A 16281-nucleotide genomic window follows, 5' to 3' on the forward strand; every position below is an offset into this window, starting at 1 on the left:
CACAAATGGAGCTTGCCTGAGATGCACCGTATGCTCGTTCCATGGCAGAGCCCAGCAAAATCACTACAAAGCGCAAAGCAGCAACCCAGGCATTGTCGCCGGAAAAGGCGGAGACCCTGCGGCAGCTCCGTGCAAATGTAGGGCAATTGTCCACCAGCACCATGCGTCAGCTTGAAAAATCGCTGCCTTGGTATGGTCGGCTGAGCTCTGATGAACGCTCCGCCTTGGGGCTCGTGGCCCAAAATGGCATTGCCGCTTTCGTGACCTGGTATGAGCGACCCAGTTCGCCGTCGTGGATCCTGACCGACGTCTTTGGTAATGCGCCTACTGAGCTGACCCGCTCCATCAGCCTGCAGAAAGCCTTGCAGTTGATCCGGATTGTGGTGGAGGTGGTAGAGGACCAGGTTCCTGTGATCGCCCCTGAATCGGACCAGCCTTCGCTGCGCGAGGCGGTGCTTCGCTACTCCCGGGAAGTGGCGTTCGCGGCCGCGGATGTCTATGCCCGCGCAGCGGAATCACGGGGATCCTGGGATACCCGGCTTGAGGCGCTGATCGTGGACGCAATCCTGCGGGGTGAGAACACAGACGCGTTGCGATCAAGGATCGCCGCCTTGGGCTGGAAGGCGCAGGAGCGCTTCACCGTCATGGTGGGCAACTCGCCATCGGAGCCCAGCGCCAGCTACGTCAGCGATTTACGCCGGACTGCCGGCCGTTTCGCAGAAGACGCGCTGGTTGGAATCCAGGGTGACCGCCTCATCCTCATCCTCGGCGGGGTCCAAGACCGCGACACTGCGTACGTAAAACTCAGTGAACTGTTTGCGCCGGGCGCCGTTGTCTACGGGCCGGAGGCTGGCTCGTTGCTGGAGGCCAGTACTTCGGCCCAGGCCGCCTTCGCTGGCCTTACCGCCGCGCGCGCCTGGCCCTCGGCGCCTCGACCTGTTGCAGCGGACGATCTCCTCCCGGAACGCGTTGTTTCCGGGGATGATGCGGCCCGGCGGTCACTCATCAAGAATATTTACCGCCCGCTGCTGGCAGCCTCAAATGGCTTGGTGGAGACCTTGGGAACGTACCTCGAGTTGGGACATTCATTGGAGGCCACAGCGCGTGAATTGTTCGTCCATGCCAACACGGTGCGCTACCGTTTGAAGCGTGTCTGCGATGTGACAGGCTGGGATCCGCTCCTCCCAAGGGAAGCTTTCGTACTTCAAACTGCCCTGGTGGTGGGCCGGCTTTCGGCCCAGCCCAAAGCCGCCCCCGAGCGTCACGCATCGCGTTCACAGAACTGAACCGTTGTAGACTTCCTACAAACTGACCCAGTGAGCTTGGTGTACGAAAACACCAGTGGATCACGTGGCAATTTGGAAAGCTGGATACGTGCTTGCAATCGTCTGCCCTGGACAGGGCTCCCAGACCCCTGGATTTTTGGCCCCTTGGCTGGAACTCCCCTCCGTCGAAGGCCAATTGGCTACCCTGAGCGAGATCGCAGGCATCGACCTCAAGGCCCACGGAACCACCTCTGATGAAGAAACCATCAAAGACACCGCAGTGGCCCAACCCCTGATCGTCGCCGCGGGCTTGGTGGCGGCCAAGTCTTTGTTCGACGTAGAACTCAACACGCTTCCGGTTGTCCTTGCAGGGCACTCCGTCGGTGAAATCACAGCTTCAGCCCTTGCCGGCGTCCTCACTGAGCAGGAAGCCATGACTTTCGTCCGCGAGCGGGCCAATAGTATGGCTGCCGCAGCTGCGGTAACCCCGACAGGCATGAGTGCCGTCGTAGGTGGCGACCCCGCGGAGGTCCTTGCAGCCATCGAGGCATCGGGCGCCACTCCCGCCAATGTGAATGGAGCCGGCCAGACGGTGGCCGCAGGAACGTTCGAGCAGCTTAAGGCTTTGGCGGACAACCCACCGGCCAAGGCTCGCGTCATTCCCCTGAAGGTCGCCGGCGCCTTCCACACGGCACACATGGCTCCCGCCGTGAGCGCATTGGAAGCCCTCAAGCCTTCCTTGTCGCCGCAGGACCCGACTGTCCCCCTGCTGTCCAACTATGACGGCCAGGAAGTTACGGCAGGTTCTGCCGCCGTCGACAGCATGATCGCGCAGGTCTCCAGGCCCGTCCGGTGGGACCAGTGCATGGAGAACCTCTCGACCCGCGGAGTTACCGGCCTGATCGAACTGGCTCCCGCCGGCACGCTGGCTGGTTTGGCCAAGCGTGGAATGCCAGGGGTCAAGACAGTTGCTGTCAAAACCCCGGATGATTTGTCCGCGGCCCTGGCACTTTTCGCCGAATTGGAGGGACAGGCGTGAGCACCCCCGTACTCAACAAAGCTAGGGTCAACGAGAATGCCCGCATCCTGGGCATCGGCGCTTATCGTCCCGATGTCATCGTCACCAACGACGACGTCTGCCAGTGGATTGACTCCTCCGATGAATGGATCCGGCAGCGTACCGGCATCATCACCCGCCACCGGGCAGCCGCTGACGTCAGCGTTATCGACATGGCCGAAGGTGCCGCCCGTGAAGCCATCCAGCAGGCCGGGATCGAACCATCCCAGCTGGGTGCGGTCATCGTGTCCACCGTGACCCACCCTTATGCGACGCCATCGGCCGCCGCTGCCCTTACGGAGCGTTTGGGCGCGACGCCGGCCCCTGCCTTCGACATCTCCGCCGCCTGCGCGGGGTACTGCTACGGCGTGGCCCAGGCAGATGCGCTGGTCCGCTCAGGTGCTGCCGAATACGTCCTGGTGGTTGGCGCCGAGAAGCTCTCGGATGTCATTGACAACCACGAACGAACCATCTCTTTCCTGCTCGGCGACGGCGCCGGCGCAGTAGTGGTGGGCCCCTCTGACACTCCCGGCATCGGACCTTCGGTATGGGGCTCGGATGGCAGCAAGTGGGACGCGATCGGAATGACCCACTCCTTGGAGGACGTCAAGAAACTGGGTGAATCCGCCCGTCACTCGGACGAAACGGATGACCTTGCAATCATCTCTGCAACGCAGGATGTTTGGCCTACGCTGCGTCAGGACGGCCAGACCGTTTTCCGTTGGGCCGTGTGGGAAATGGCCAAGGTAGCCCAGCAAGCGCTGGACGCTGCCGGAATCGAAGCCAGCGACCTCGCCGCTTTTGTTCCCCACCAAGCGAACATGCGCATCATCGATGAGATGGTGAAGAAGCTGAAGCTTCCCGAAACAGTCCTCATTGGCCGCGACATCGCCCAAGCCGGCAATACGTCAGCTGCTTCCATCCCCCTGGCCACGCACCGCCTACTTCAGGAGAACCCTGAACTCAGCGGTGGGCTGGCATTGCAGATCGGCTTCGGCGCCGGATTGGTATTTGGCGCCCAGGTTGTCGTTCTGCCATAGACCTGGACAGTCCCCGCGGCCTCCAGCCAACTGAATATGACTTAACAAACCCAAACCGTAACCGCGGTTTGCCCCCTTTCCGGCATAGCCGGCACAACAAGAAAAGGAGCCAACAATGGCTAGCAACGAAGAAATCCTGGCCGGCCTGGCTGAAATCGTCAACGAAGAAACGGGCCTGGCTACCGAAGCCGTCGAGCTGGACAAGTCCTTCACCGAGGACCTGGACATCGACTCCATCTCCATGATGACCATCGTCGTTAACGCCGAAGAGAAGTTCGGCGTACGCATCCCGGACGAAGAGGTCAAGAACCTCAAGACGGTCGGGGACGCCGTCAGCTTCATCGCAAACGCCCAGGCCTAAGCCTGAAACCTGCTGTGCCGGGCCAGGGTGCTTGACCCTGTGCCCGGCACAGCCGCAGTAACGCCCAAAGTTTTTCCTGCCGCCCCTGCAAAAACTGCAGATGGGACGGCTGATCCGACAGAGAGTGATCGCATGGCACGCAAAGTAGTCATAACCGGTCTGGGGGCCACCACTCCCATCGGCGGCGACGTCCCCACAATGTGGCAGAACGCGCTGAAAGGGGTCTCAGGTGCCCGCACGCTCGAAGACGAGTGGGTGGCCAAGTACGACCTCCCCGTCCACTTTGCTGCCCGGTGCTCGACGCCGGCCCTGGAAGTCCTCAGCCGGGTGGAAGCCAAGCGTATGGACCCGTCCACGCAGTTTGGTGTCATCGCTGCCCGTGAGGCCTGGGCTGACGCCGGCATCGAGGACATCGACCACGACCGTCTGGCGGTGGCGTTTGCCACGGGTATCGGCGGCGTATGGACGCTCCTTGATGCATGGGACACGCTCAGGGACAAGGGTCCCCGGAGGGTACTGCCCATGACCGTTCCCATGCTTATGCCCAATGGCGTAGCCGCTGCCGTCAGCCTTGACCTCGGCGCCCGGGCCGGAGCCCACACCCCAGTTTCAGCTTGCGCATCCGGTACTGAGGCCCTGCATCTTGGCTTGGACCTGATCCGCTCGGGCAAGGCCGATGTGGTCATGTGCGGTGGAGCGGAAGCTGCGATTCACCCAATGCCCTTGGCGGCTTTCTCGTCCATGCAGGCACTCTCCCGCCGCAATGACGATCCCGAGCGCGCTTCCCGCCCGTACGACATAGACCGTGACGGCTTTGTCATGGGTGAGGGTGCGGGCGCCCTGGTACTTGAAGCCGAAGAGCACGCGATCGCCCGCGGCGCCCGCATCTATGCTGAGCTTGCCGGAACCTCGGTCACGGCTGACGCTTACCACATCACAGCTCCTGACCCCGAAGGTCTCGGCGCCACCCGTGCACTCAAGGCCGCAATGTTCGACGGCAGGATCCAGGCTGAGGACGTAGTCCACGTCAACGCCCACGCCACCTCCACTCCCGTAGGTGACAGGCCGGAGTACACGGCCCTGCGTGCCGCGCTGGGGGCTCACGTGGACAGCGTTGCCGTCTCTGCCACCAAGTCCCAGATGGGGCACCTGCTGGGCGCCTCCGGGGCCGTAGAGGCTGTCCTCACCGTCCTGGCCGTCTATGAGCGCAAGGCACCCGTCACCATCAACCTCGAGAACCAGGATCCCGAGATCCCCCTCGACGTCGTAACCTCCGCCCGTGACCTGCCTTCGGGCGACATCGTCGCACTGAGCAACTCCTTCGGCTTTGGCGGACACAATGCCGTCATCGCCGTCCGCAACGTCTAAGACCTGCGTTCGCCGGATGCCGCGAGGTAAATACCCTAGGTAAGTAGAAGAGAAGGGCCCACCAGCAGGTGGGCCCTTCTCTGTTGCTATGGGAATGTTTTGGTGGTCAGGAGTTGCTGCTACCCGACTTGGTGCAGCCACCGGACCGGGGCGCCCTCAGCGGCGTGGCGGAACGGCTCCAGTTCCTCGTCCCAGGCTTCGCCAAGGGCCAACGACAACTCATGGTAAACGGCAGACGGGTCTCCAGCTCCTGACTCATAGGCATAGCGGATGCGGTCCTCGCTGACCATGATGTTGCCATGCACATCCGTGACGGCATGGAAGATCCCTAATTCCGGAGTGTGCGACCAGCGTGCGCCATCCACGCCTTGGCTCGGTTCTTCAGTCACCTCGTACCGCAGATGTGCCCAGCCCCGAAGAGCAGACGCCAACTGGGCGCCGGTGCCGGGCGTACCTGTCCAGGACAGTTCGGCACGGAACATTCCGGGCGCAGCTGGCTGAGGGGTCCACTCAAGATCGGTCCGCTTGTCCACGACCGATCCGATGGCCCACTCAACGTGCGGGCACAACGCCGTAGGGGCCGAGTGCACGAAAAGGACACCGCGGGTTGTTGCAACAGACATTCCATCCTCCATAGCTGTAGGTACGTCTTCCCCAACGACCTCTGCGGCGGATGTCTTGCTGTTGCTGCCCGGTCCTGTCGTTCTTACGGACCCTGCAGCTATTCAATTTAGCTCTTTGATTGTGACACGAAACGAACCCTCAACCCTAAATTGAAGGTTCGGCCGTGGTGCTTTCATTTTGCCGTACCCTTCCCTTTTCCGCCAGTGCAACTCCTGGGGCGTCATTTTCAGGCCCGGGGGTGGGCCTGCTGGTAGCTCTTCCGAAGCCTGTCCACGGAAACGTGCGTGTATATCTGGGTAGTGGCGAGGCTACTGTGGCCAAGAATTTCCTGCACGGCCCGAAGATCAGCCCCACCATCCAGCAGGTGGGTTGCGGCGCTATGCCTCAGGGCGTGAGGCCCCGTTGCGGCCGTATCGCCAAGTGCCTGCAGCAGGACGGCTACAACCGCACGGACCTGACGTGGGTCAACGCGGTTTCCTCTTACGCCCAGGAACAGAGCCGGGCCGCTCGTGGCAGTTACCAGTGCCGGACGTCCCCGGCGAAGCCAATCGTCGATGGCAAGGGCAGCCGGAACTCCGAAAGGAACGGTACGCTCCTTGTTTCCCTTGCCAATGACGCGGAGGGTCCTTCTATCCTGATCCATGTCATCGATGTCCAGCCCGGCAAGCTCCCCAACCCGCACGCCGGTTGCGTACAACAACTCCACCATTGCACGATCGCGGAGGGCCAGAGGACCTCCATCCGCCGCGGCAGCGTCAAGGCTATCCACGACCCTGAGAATTTGCTGCTGCTGGAGGACTCCAGGCAACGATTTCACGCGTTTAGGAGCTTGCAGGCGAATGGCTGGATCCGTGGCGATGAGTTCCTCCCGCAGAGCCCACTTGGTGAACGCCCGGGCCGTGGCGGCCCGGCGGGCAAGAGTCGACCGGGCCATCCCGGCTTCACTTTGCGCACCCAGCCATCGGCGGAGAGAACCCAACTCAAGTTGATCGAGATCGCGTATTCCCTCCTGGACCGCGAATCCGAGAAGGCTGTGCACATCTGCCAGATATGCGCGGACAGTATGTGCCGACCTCGCGCGTTCACCGTGGAGGTAGCGCTCGAAACCCTCCACTGCACTCTTTAGCGGTGCTGGCAATGATTCTGCGTCCACCCTTCCAACTTTGCCAGCAACATGGACCGTCGCTGCGTATCAACATGCTTCGCGACTTGTCCGCCCTACGCATTCTTGGTGCGCTTCCAGGCCCCCCGTTCAGAGGATGCGAGCCCCAGCAGTCCCAATCGGCCCAAGCCCGCACGCACAGAGTCCGGGCTGAGGCCGGCAACCACTGTGAGTTTCTCCACGGAACTTGCTGATCGAAGAGGTAAGGCATCCAAGAGAATCAGGTCTTCCAAAGACAAACCGTCATGGGGTGCGGCCGCCGAATCCTTGTCAGAGACAGTCACCTCGCCGTTCCGCCCGGCCAATTCAGCAATTTCTCCGACGTCCGTCACACAGATCGCCCCGCCATCCCGGAGCAGCCTATGGCAACCAGCCGAATTCGCGCTGTGAATGGACCCGGGAACAGTTGCCACCACCCGCCCAATGCTCTCGGCGTGATGGGCTGTGTTCAGTGCGCCTGAACGCCATCGAGCTTCCACCACCACCGTGACAGCCGCCAGCGCAGCGATGAGGCGGTTTCGCTGCAGGAATCGGTACCTTGTAGGAGCAGATCCGGGTGGAACCTCGGAAATCACCGCTCCTTGGTTGGCCACAGCACGAAGAAGGTCCTCGTTCCCGGAGGGATAGAAGCGGTCCACTCCCCCAGCCATGACCGCAATGGTCGGTACGTTTGCGACCCCACCACGGAGGGCCCCACGGTGGGCGTGGGCGTCAATGCCGTAGGCTCCGCCGGACACTACGCAATACCCACGTTGAGCCAAGCCGTAGGCAAGGTCCCCGGTCACAGATGCTCCGTAGCTCGTGCTGTCCCTGGACCCCACCAGCGCGATGGTCTGCCGCATTGAGGGAAGGGGCTGCTCGTGTCCGCGCCACCACAGGCACAAAGGCTCCTGAAGGCCGAGGTCCGACAATTGCTCAGGCCATAGCTCATCGCCGGGAACGATCAGGCGGCCACCGAGCCTCTTCATCGTCTCCAGGTCACGGTCCGGCGCGAGGTCCGGAACACGTGGAGCCCACCGTCGCTTACTTGCCGTGAGCCCCGGCCAGGAAGCCTGGCCTCCGCTTTCGGAGAGCAAGGTGGAAATTTCCTGCTCGAGGCGTGGCCCGGCAGCGAGTTCGCCGGTCGCGATACCCAGCGCGTCAATAGCTCCAACAGCATGAACCAACGCGAGCCCTACGGAATCCTGTGGTTCCATCAGACGCGCCAATGCTGCCCGTGCCAGCCTCTCCTTTTCCTGTTTTCCCAACACTGCTGCCTTTGCGCCTTCCGTTGCCACTTCGTCCTTCGTCACGTTGTCCTTCATGCTGTCGTCGTTGCTTGCCGGAGGCCGAGCGCTTGTCCGATGTGGTCTGCAGTGGGAATGTTGCTATGGTCCAGGTCTGCCAGTGTCCACGCCAAGCGAAGTACGCGGTCGTAGCCTCGGGCCGTGAGAATGCCACGCTCCAAGGCCGTGTCCAGGATGCGCGTGGTGCCCGGTGCCAGCCTCAGTTCCCCGCGCAGGGTGCGTCCTGGCACTTGGGAATTGGTCTCAATGCCGAATGCGCCCAGGCGCTCAGCCTGCCGCTGCCTCGCAGCCAGTACCCGTCCTGCGACGGCGTCGGTTCCCTCTTCCATACCTGCCTGTCCAAAATCGGCAAGAGACACGCGTTCCACCTGGAGTTGTATGTCGACGCGATCCAGGAGAGGACCCGATATTCGGCCGAAGTACCGCCTGCGCATTATTGCGGTGCAAGTACAGTCCATTCCCTTGCCCGACGCTTTGCCGCATGGGCAAGGATTGGATGCCAGGACCAGTTGAAAGCGAGCGGGGTAAGCTGCTGTTCCCGCAGAACGGTGAATGACCAGTTCACCGCTCTCCAAGGGCTGTCGGAGGGCATCCAGGACACGTCGTTCAAACTCGGGAGCCTCGTCAAGGAAGAGGACCCCACGGTGTGCCCGCGAGGCAGCACCCGGGCGGGGAAGTCCCGAACCTCCGCCGATGATGGCAGCTGCAGTAGCACTGTGGTGGGGATTCTCGAAGGGGGGCCGCCGGAGCAATGTGCCGGTTGATGAGCGGACCGCAGCCAGGGAGTGAATGGCAGTAACTTCCATTGCTGCCTTGTCCGCCAGGTCCGGCAGAAGTCCCGGCAGACGCTCTGCGAGCATCGTCTTGCCCGCACCTGGGGGAGTGCACACTTAAGTATGCATGCGCGGTGACCTGCGATTATGTCCGAAAACGGACATCCCGGCGTGGGAGTTTTGGAGGCTCAGCTCTCGTCGAACGGCAGGCGGACGACCTCATCGCCCGGGTCTTCCGGACTTGCTGGCGGAGCCGCGCTCGGGTGGTCCTGGTACAGCGCGTCGGAGGCGCTCTGGTCGTAGGTGTCGGAGAGGCCTGCGCCCTTGGTCCCGAGGACCTGCTCCCAGTTGAATCCCATACACACGACTATATCGGCCGGTATCGAACTCGCGATGGATCGCCTCGACGCTCAGCCCGCTCAGGTGGTATTGAGCTTGCCGGCGACCCAAAGACTATTGCGCAGGATTTGTCGCCTTCGTGCTTAGTTGACCGATAGCGTGTGACGGAGGACGTCGTAGTCGAAAGGTGCATGCAGTGGATACTCATCCTCGAAGCCCGCGAGATCTTTTCGAGGGTCGTCGCCATTTTGAGATTCCCGCGTTTCAGCGTCCCTATGTCTGGGATGAGGAGAGCCAGTGGGCCCCTCTGTGGGACGACGTGGTCCGGGTCACCGAGAGCTATCTTCTTGAGGAGGGTAAACCCCCAATTCCGAATCACTTCCTCGGTGCGGTTGTTTACGAGTCGAAGACACCATCTGCCGGCGATGTGACACGACACGAGGTCATCGACGGCCAACAACGCATGACGACACTTCAGCTCTTGCTTGATGCTGCACATGAAATCGTCGCTGGGCGCGGACACCAGACGGAAGCGGATCAGCTCGAAGAGCTCATTCTGAACAAGGCGTTGACCTTCAAAGGCCGCATCGAGCGCTTCAAACTCTGGCCATCCCAGGCGGACCGAAGCGCCTTTGCCCATGCCATGGATCCAGAGGAACCGCGGGTCGAGGAGCATCGAGTCATCGAGGCCCACGACTTTTTCCGGCGCGAAATAGAACAGTGGCTGATAGGAACGCCGGATGAGGAAGGGATCGTCCCACCCGGAACTGAAGAGCTCCGCGCCAAGGAATTATGCTCGACGCTTGAACATCGACTGGTCGTCGTCGCCATCGACTTGTCAGGACATGAAGACTCACAGCTGATCTTCGAAACGCTGAACGACCGGGGGCACACCTCTGCTGAAAGCGGACCTCATCAAGAACTGGGTCTTCCGCAAGGGCGAACAGATTGGTGCTGACGTGGACAAGTGGTCCAGGACGCACTGGGCCGACTTCGATACCGTATGGTGGCGGGCTGAAATCTCCCAAGGCCGTCAGATTCGGTCTCGCGTGGACATCTTTCTGCAGTACTGGCTCACGATGCGCTTACAGGAAGAAGTCAAAGCGGAGTTGGTGTTCAGAGTTTTCGCGGACTACGCAGGGTCGCGACTGTCCACTCCCGCCAAGGCGGAAGCCTTGCTGACGGAACTGCGGAAGGATGCCGACACCTACCGGGGCCTCAGCGAACTCGACGTAGCGACGCCCGAAGGACGGTTCCGCTCCCGGGTTATCGAAACGATGGAGCTGGCGGCCACCACCCCCCTCTTCCTCTGGCTCCTCTCCGAGAACCACTCGGTTCCCCGCGACCAGGTGCGGATAGCACTGGATGCCATCGAAAGTTGGGTTATCCGCCGCACACTCCTGCGGAAGACCTCCAAGGATGTAAACCGCTTCATGGTCGCCACCTTGAAGTCGCTCGGGAGCGTTGATGCTCGCGAAGCCGGAAACGCCATAAGGAAGTTTCTTTCGGAGCAGACCGCGGAGACCCGTTACTGGCCTTCCGATCAAGAGATGCTCACGACACTCCCTGATGTGAAGCTCTACGGGAACATCCGCCAGTGGCGGCTCCAGGTAGTCCTCCGTGCTGTAGAGCAACAACTTCGCAACCAAAGCACGAAGTACGAAGCAGTCGAGCTTCCATGGGGATTGGAAATCGAGCACGTCATGCCGCAAGGTTGGCGAACCCACTGGGATCCGCCGCCAAGACTCACTCCCGAAGAGGCAGCTGTCCGTGACCGGGTCGTAAACACGATCGGTAATCTTACGCTCGTGACCAAGTCACTCAATGGTTCGCTATCCAACCGTCCGTGGACAGACAGCGACGCCACGGGACTCGTCGACGGTGGTGAGTCCGGCAAGGGTAAGCGGACGCTGCTCGACGCCTTCAGCCTCCTGGTGCTCAACAAAGAAATCATCCAGAGCCACATCGATCTCTGGACTGAAGCCGACATTAAGGAGCGCTCTGTAGTCCTGACCAAGGCAATCACTCAGGTCTGGCCCGGTCCCTCAATGGAGATTCAGGAAGCTGCCTTCGAAGCGGCAAGAGCTTAGTGCTCCGGCAGCTTGCTCTCGGTGTTGGTCGCCAGGTCGATGAGTGTGCCGTCTGTATCGGTGATTGTGGCGATGCCCTGTTTGAGACCAGCCTTTGAACACTTCATGCAGCCGCTGAGGAGAAACCAGGCGCGGGCCACGAACCGGGAATTCTGACCGCATAGCGTCGTGGTGGGTGCAGACTTCAAAGCCAGGTGAGTGGAAGTACCACCTACTGTTATGACCACCATGACATCCTGCGTGCGTTTCCAATCCGGGCCATACGCCTCATTTGCGAGGATGTTCGGCAGACTGTTCCGGATCATGATTGGCTCGGGTTCAGACATGGGATCATCCTATGCGGGCGGACCGTCTCTTACGGAGAGGACCGCCGGAGGCCTGACTCAGTCGTATCCGCTAAATATGCAAAGTCAGGCCTGCAGGGGTTCGTCGCAGGCTTTGCAGGCGTGACGGCCGCCAACACCGGTCTCCTCGACGACCAGTAGCCGTTTGGGGTTGTCGTCCCAGACGTTGCCCACTGAGTTGCACCAGGCCGGGTGATAGACCTTGCCGGAGCTCACCACGTAAACCTGGCCAGGGCCCACTTTGGGTGAGCCATCGCTGCGCCGGGAGGCTGGTTCGATCGCGTGCAGCTCGCCCAGTTCCTTGGACTCTTGCTTGGCTTTTACTGCCGCCTGCCAGGCGCGGCGTGGACGTGGTGTCATCGGTCGATCAGTTTCTGTTGAGGCCGAATTGTCGTGTCATCAGTGCGTCTTTGTAGTGAGACTCTGCTGAATCCACCTCTGTGGAGGGTGTGCTGGGTCCGAACACGCGAAGAAGGCTGAAGACAAAATGCCGGGCGTGGTCTGTCTTTGTCGTTTCGCCGGCTGCGCTGTCGTAGACAAGCTCGCGCAGCGCGACGTTCCCGCCGTGACCGTCGCGCGCGTAGCTCGTCCACCGTCCGAGAATGCGCTCAGCACCATCCGCCTTTCCAACGTATTGCTTGCCGTTGGTGGAGTCGGTGATGAGGTAGATGCCCTGTACTTCCTTCAAGGCAGCCCGCCAATCGGCATAGCGTGGGTTCTCCACCATGTCGCGGAGCTCGTGGTAATTGAGCAGTACGCCGTCGAACCCAGGGAAGGGAACCTTGTCCCGGTCGGCTATCTCCAATACCGGCAGGTTCGCGGCGCTGGAGGCGCGCCGGTGCCAGTTCCGCGGGCTGTCCCATTCGATCACGAGCCGGTCATTGAGGGGCGCAAGGAAACCCGACATGCGCAGGTCGAAGAAACGGTTCACCTCAGTGCGCTCTGCGGCCAGCTCTCCGTGGTTCTCCAAGGTGCCCCACAGCCGCGAGCGGCGCTTACCGTCGGCGATCAGGATCACCCAGTATTGGGAAGGGTCGGCGGGGAATTGCCTGGGTGAGAGACCCTGCTCCCTTGTGTAGGCAATGACCCGTTCCTCGGTCAGATCTTCGGGGCCACGCAGCGCGGTGGGGTCGCCGGGCCTGAAGGCATGGCGGATCAGCAAAACATCGTCCAGCCGGACCGCCGGGTCACGGTCCGCGCCCATGCCGGTCAGCACATGGCCGAGAGTGAGGGAAGCACGCGAAGCCGGCACCAGCGAAACTGTTGTCTCCGCAGCTAAGTCGAGAGCAAAATCAGACACTGCAACACCTTACGTCACGAGCCGGGCGCGGCAGCTATAGTGGCCCGTCGCTTGGTCGTGTCCGGATGGGACACGTATGCGGCGGCGACTGCGTGCCCGAGCCGAGCAGAGCTGACAGGATTGGCATCCACATATTTTAGGTGTCCGGACCACGGCGTGCACAGCTTCATCTCTATGCCACGACGACCGGCAACTCGTCCCAGTGGTGCCGGCAGCGCTTCGGAGGCTGCCGCGCTTTGCTCAAGACCTTGTGCGGTTCACTCGCTGTCGTGAATTGCGGCTGGCCAAATCGGGCGTCAGTCTTGAAGCATGACGACCACGAAGAGCCCGGGTGACGGCGAAGAAGATAAAATCCTGGCGGACTTCAGAACACTGATCGAAAAGTTACCGCCGCTGCCGCCGACTCCGCTTGGTGAATGGAACCGAGATGACGAGGCAGCGGTCCGTGCCGTCGGCATCGCGTGGGGGTGGCTTATGCGAACCCTACGCACTGCCGAGGCCATCAGGCTCTTAGAACAGCGCGGACTCGGCGTCGAGTGCGCCCCGCTCCGACGCTCCGTCGTTGAACACGTCATCAGGCTCCACTGGGCCACCACCGTCGACACCCGCAGATTCGTCGAAGCAGCATTGAACAAGCGCAAACATAGCTTGGGCAACGTCACACTTGCGGCAGAGGCCGGCACCCCTCTACCCGATCGCGCGCTGGATATCATCGAATTACTCAAATCCGAAGCGGATCCCGGATCGGACAGCGTCTCCTTTAAAGACCTCAAGTCCTTGATGAACGACATCCCCGATTACCACATTCTTTTCCAAATCTGGCTTACGGACACCCAAGAATCCCACGCAACGCTGACCAGTTCAGAAGCCTATGTCGAGTTCGACCCTGATGAGCCCGGAATGCATCTTCACATGGAACCAACCCCGCACAATCACTTCCGTGCGATGCTGCCGAGCATGGTGCTGCTAGGCACTGAGGCCTTCGTGTATCTGGCCGGCATAGCAGACCAGTTGACGGAACCGCTTGCTGACATCAGGGATCGCGTGACGCAATTGGGAACCGCGCAAAACTCAGCCACCGGGCCTGGGTAAGTCTGCCGGACACATTAGTAACGAGCTGCGCTCACGCGTCGTCCCGGATGTAAGTTATGCCAAAAGCCTTGACTTGACGGTATTCCTGAAGCTTGGTGGCCAGCTCGAAGGCGTCGCCCGTGATGTACTGAAAGATGTCCAACCCGCGGCCGAGCAGGATCCTCCATCCGGTGTCGGTGAGGATGGACCGATCATGGATGGCTCCGTCGAAGATGATGTCGACGTTGATGCCGGCGACAGAGGCTCCCTGCTTGACCTTCAGCAATAGTTCGTACTGCTTGCGGAGTTTGTCCTGTCCCTCGGTGTTCTCAGAAGTAACGAGCCGGACACTCACTTCGTCGGCCGCGTCCTTGGTGGCCGCGATGCACTCGATGAGTTCCATGAGATTACGTGCCTGGTGGAACTGCCGGATGTAAGGGTCAGTTATGGTGATCTGCGTGGCTCCACGCAGGTACGGGACCAAGAGAGTCTCGAAGGAGACTCCACGCTGGTTCTCCTGGAACTCCTGGTGGCCCTCAAACAGCGGTTTTACGGTGATAGGCGAGGGCGCAATTGGTTGACCGTCTTCCGCAGAAGTCGCGGCGTGTCCAGTTGGATCGCCCGTCGCCTCCTCCGCGTCAGTGCTTACGCGGCGCTCACGGTAGTAGTACGCCGGGTACTCATCCTCTTCAAGCGTGGAGACTGAATGCCATGTACCGGCCTTGTCGAGGTAGCCGAACTTTACGTTTGCCATCGTTGAGTCGATGCGGAGGATCTGGTCTTTGACGCGCTTGCGGCCCTCGATGGCGAACTGCAGGATCTCTTCGATTTCTTCGGCCGAGGCTTCCCCGTGCGGGTAAAGGATTTTCATCAGCCCGGAGAAGGTCTTGTGGATTCCGTCGCGATCTCGTGTCGAGATGTCCGATGACAGTGTGAAGTGCTGCTGGTAGCGGTCGGAGTAGTCCGCCGAACGCATCGACTTGAGCACCTCGGCGATGTAGTCGACGACGAACCCGTACCCGTTGGAGAACATCTCACCTCGGATGGTGTCGACTTCCCAGCCTGGGATGTAGTGGTGCAGGCGGTCGAGGTACGCCGAGTCGTGGTAGCTTTCGGGAAGCTCGTCGAACAGGTCGGAGTGTTTGAGCATGTAGGGCACGGTGTGCGACGTGTTGCCGACGAACACCATTGACGCCTCCGCGCCGAGCGTCTCGACGCCGCGGGAAAACGACTTGTTTGCCATGAAGTTCTTCATGATGTCGACGAGCGCCTTGTCGGTGCGCTTCTTCTTACCCGCGAACTCGTCGAACGCGACGACATCCCAGTAGCCGACCAGCCCGATGCGGCCGTTGGAGTTGTTGACGAACAGCTTGGGGACCGTGACCTCGCCACCGGAGATGAGCATGCCGTGGGGTGAGAACTCCGAGAAGATGTGCGATTTACCGGTGCCTTTGGGCCCGAGTTCGACGAGGTTGTAGTTTCGCTCGACGAATGGGATGAGCCGCACAAGCTGGATGAGCTTTGCACGGCGTCCGAACAGTTCGGGATTGAACCCGATCGACTGCACGAGCAGGTCAGTCCATTCGCCGGTTGTGAACTCGCTCCGCGCCGCGAGATAGCCCTCGAAGTCGAACTTCGACAACTGGATGGGCTTGATCGACCCCAGTATCCACGGCACCATTCGGGCGTCGTCACTGTGGAAGTACTCGATGTCGCAGATACACCAAACACCACCGACAAGCAGCTTTGGGTGGGCCTTGATCGTCGCGGATTCGACGAGCACGCCCTTGATGCCGAGGTTGGCGAACTCTGCCTGGTAGACATCATCCTTTTCGTTGAGCGTGACCGTCACTTTGTCAATGATGCGGTGACGCCCACGCTCCTTGATCGTGGATTTCACGAGTTCGGACTGGTTCCGGTTTACGTAGTGTTCGGCGAGGATCTTGCGCACCGTGTCGATGCCTGCCTGGATGGTGGCTTCGTCGTCGGAGGCAGCATATTGGCCGAGTAGGTACTCCAGCACATAGGAGGGCACAATGGCGTTGCCCTTGACGGCCTTCACCAGGTCCTTGCGGACTACAACGCCCGGGAAGAGCTGGTTGATCTTACGGTCCAGGTCGCTCTGCACCGGAGTGGCGTCTGCCGGTGCGTTGGCCCCAGAGGATATCTCTGGACTGACCTCGCTCACTTCGCTCATAGCC

The 16281-nt window shown here is 61.0% G+C and carries 16 protein-coding genes and 1 pseudogene; 8 read left to right on the forward strand and 9 right to left on the reverse strand.

Features of this window, described 5'->3' with window-relative positions; genetic code table 11:
- Nucleotides 1–41: 41 nt before the first annotated feature.
- From LDN90_RS14545 to LDN90_RS14565, 5 genes are all read left to right on the forward strand, one after another.
- Complete coding sequence (locus LDN90_RS14545) at nt 42–1286, forward strand: PucR family transcriptional regulator (protein WP_216923833.1); 1245 nt, start codon at nt 42–44, stop codon at nt 1284–1286.
- A gap of 88 nt (nt 1287–1374) precedes the next feature.
- Nucleotides 1375–2304, forward strand: coding sequence for an ACP S-malonyltransferase (locus tag LDN90_RS14550; RefSeq protein ID WP_223946276.1), 930 nt, complete (start codon nt 1375–1377; stop codon nt 2302–2304).
- Nucleotides 2301–3362, forward strand: a complete 1062-nt coding sequence (locus LDN90_RS14555) for a beta-ketoacyl-ACP synthase III (protein ID WP_216923835.1) — start codon at nt 2301–2303, stop codon at nt 3360–3362. Before LDN90_RS14550 ends, LDN90_RS14555 begins: the two co-directional genes overlap by 4 nt.
- A 115-nt stretch (nt 3363–3477) precedes the next feature.
- Nucleotides 3478–3723, forward strand: coding sequence for an acyl carrier protein (locus tag LDN90_RS14560; RefSeq protein WP_011692310.1), 246 nt, complete (start codon nt 3478–3480; stop codon nt 3721–3723).
- Nucleotides 3724–3855: 132 nt separating this feature from the next.
- The gene (locus LDN90_RS14565; RefSeq protein ID WP_216923836.1) at nt 3856–5091 is read left to right on the forward strand and encodes a beta-ketoacyl-[acyl-carrier-protein] synthase II; all 1236 of its coding nucleotides are present in this window, start codon (nt 3856–3858) and stop codon (nt 5089–5091) included.
- Nucleotides 5092–5210: 119 nt separating this feature from the next.
- Here LDN90_RS14565 and LDN90_RS14570 read toward each other — a convergent pair whose 3' ends face one another.
- The 5 genes and pseudogenes from LDN90_RS14570 to LDN90_RS14590 all read right to left on the reverse strand — a co-directional run bounded on the left by LDN90_RS14570 (nt 5211) and on the right by LDN90_RS14590 (nt 9295).
- On the reverse strand, nt 5211–5714 hold the full coding sequence (locus tag LDN90_RS14570; RefSeq protein ID WP_216923837.1) for a DUF3145 domain-containing protein: 504 nt from the start codon (nt 5712–5714) through the stop codon (nt 5211–5213).
- A 227-nt stretch (nt 5715–5941) separates the two neighbouring features.
- Entirely contained in the window at nt 5942–6868 is a 927-nt protein-coding gene (locus tag LDN90_RS14575) for a tyrosine recombinase XerC (protein WP_223946277.1), read from the reverse strand.
- A gap of 65 nt (nt 6869–6933) precedes the next feature.
- On the reverse strand, nt 6934–8181 hold the full coding sequence (gene dprA, locus LDN90_RS14580; RefSeq protein WP_223946278.1) for a DNA-processing protein DprA: 1248 nt from the start codon (nt 8179–8181) through the stop codon (nt 6934–6936).
- Nucleotides 8178–9044 (reverse strand): annotated as a pseudogene (locus LDN90_RS14585) (ATP-binding protein); the annotation flags it as partial. The gene dprA and the pseudogene LDN90_RS14585, both read right to left, overlap by 4 nt.
- A gap of 80 nt (nt 9045–9124) precedes the next feature.
- On the reverse strand, nt 9125–9295 hold the full coding sequence (locus LDN90_RS14590) for a hypothetical protein (RefSeq protein ID WP_160147650.1): 171 nt from the start codon (nt 9293–9295) through the stop codon (nt 9125–9127).
- Between the two features lie 176 nt (nt 9296–9471).
- On the opposite strand from LDN90_RS14590, the gene LDN90_RS14595 reads away from it, so the two are divergent.
- Nucleotides 9472–10233 carry a DUF262 domain-containing protein gene (locus LDN90_RS14595; RefSeq protein ID WP_223946279.1) on the forward strand — a complete coding sequence of 254 codons (762 nt, stop codon included), beginning with the start codon at nt 9472–9474 and terminating at the stop codon, nt 10231–10233.
- Between the two features lie 91 nt (nt 10234–10324).
- The gene (locus tag LDN90_RS14600; RefSeq protein ID WP_223946280.1) at nt 10325–11365 is read left to right on the forward strand and encodes an HNH endonuclease family protein; all 1041 of its coding nucleotides are present in this window, start codon (nt 10325–10327) and stop codon (nt 11363–11365) included.
- On the opposite strand, the gene LDN90_RS14605 is transcribed toward LDN90_RS14600, so the two are convergent.
- From LDN90_RS14605 to LDN90_RS14615, 3 genes are all read right to left on the reverse strand, one after another.
- The gene (locus tag LDN90_RS14605) at nt 11362–11691 is read right to left on the reverse strand and encodes a hypothetical protein (RefSeq protein WP_142938944.1); all 330 of its coding nucleotides are present in this window, start codon (nt 11689–11691) and stop codon (nt 11362–11364) included. The two genes, LDN90_RS14600 and LDN90_RS14605, sit on opposite strands and share 4 nt — an antisense overlap.
- Before the next feature lie 84 nt (nt 11692–11775).
- Complete coding sequence (locus LDN90_RS14610) at nt 11776–12069, reverse strand: hypothetical protein (protein ID WP_142938943.1); 294 nt, start codon at nt 12067–12069, stop codon at nt 11776–11778.
- A 7-nt stretch (nt 12070–12076) separates the two neighbouring features.
- A complete protein-coding gene (locus LDN90_RS14615) occupies nt 12077–13009 on the reverse strand; it encodes a GIY-YIG nuclease family protein (protein ID WP_223946281.1) in 933 nt (310 codons plus the stop codon).
- A 309-nt stretch (nt 13010–13318) separates the two neighbouring features.
- Between LDN90_RS14615 and LDN90_RS14620 the strand changes: the two genes are divergently transcribed.
- Nucleotides 13319–14101, forward strand: a complete 783-nt coding sequence (locus LDN90_RS14620; protein ID WP_142938942.1) for a DUF5677 domain-containing protein — start codon at nt 13319–13321, stop codon at nt 14099–14101.
- 31 nt (nt 14102–14132) lie between these two features.
- On the opposite strand, the gene brxL is transcribed toward LDN90_RS14620, so the two are convergent.
- A complete protein-coding gene (brxL, locus tag LDN90_RS14625; protein WP_142938941.1) occupies nt 14133–16277 on the reverse strand; it encodes a BREX system Lon protease-like protein BrxL in 2145 nt (714 codons plus the stop codon).
- Between the last annotated feature and the right edge of the window lie 4 nt (nt 16278–16281).

The sequence above is a fragment of the Arthrobacter sp. NtRootA1 genome, assembly GCF_019976975.1.
Classification (GTDB): Bacteria; Actinomycetota; Actinomycetes; order Actinomycetales; family Micrococcaceae; genus Arthrobacter; species Arthrobacter aromaticivorans.

Coding starts and splice junctions, on each gene's coding strand:
- LDN90_RS14565 (WP_216923836.1), top strand. CDS start 3,856: ATGGCACGCAAAGTAGTCATAACCGGTCTGGGGGCCACCACTCCCATC.
- LDN90_RS14620 (WP_142938942.1), top strand. CDS start 13,319: ATGACGACCACGAAGAGCCCGGGTGACGGCGAAGAAGATAAAATCCTG.
- LDN90_RS14605 (WP_142938944.1), bottom strand. CDS start 11,691: ATGTCTGAACCCGAGCCAATCATGATCCGGAACAGTCTGCCGAACATC.
- LDN90_RS14590 (WP_160147650.1), bottom strand. CDS start 9,295: ATGGGATTCAACTGGGAGCAGGTCCTCGGGACCAAGGGCGCAGGCCTC.
- LDN90_RS14560 (WP_011692310.1), top strand. CDS start 3,478: ATGGCTAGCAACGAAGAAATCCTGGCCGGCCTGGCTGAAATCGTCAAC.
- LDN90_RS14545 (WP_216923833.1), top strand. CDS start 42: ATGGCAGAGCCCAGCAAAATCACTACAAAGCGCAAAGCAGCAACCCAG.
- LDN90_RS14610 (WP_142938943.1), bottom strand. CDS start 12,069: ATGACACCACGTCCACGCCGCGCCTGGCAGGCGGCAGTAAAAGCCAAG.
- LDN90_RS14570 (WP_216923837.1), bottom strand. CDS start 5,714: ATGTCTGTTGCAACAACCCGCGGTGTCCTTTTCGTGCACTCGGCCCCT.
- brxL (WP_142938941.1), bottom strand. CDS start 16,277: ATGAGCGAAGTGAGCGAGGTCAGTCCAGAGATATCCTCTGGGGCCAAC.
- dprA (WP_223946278.1), bottom strand. CDS start 8,181: ATGAAGGACAACGTGACGAAGGACGAAGTGGCAACGGAAGGCGCAAAG.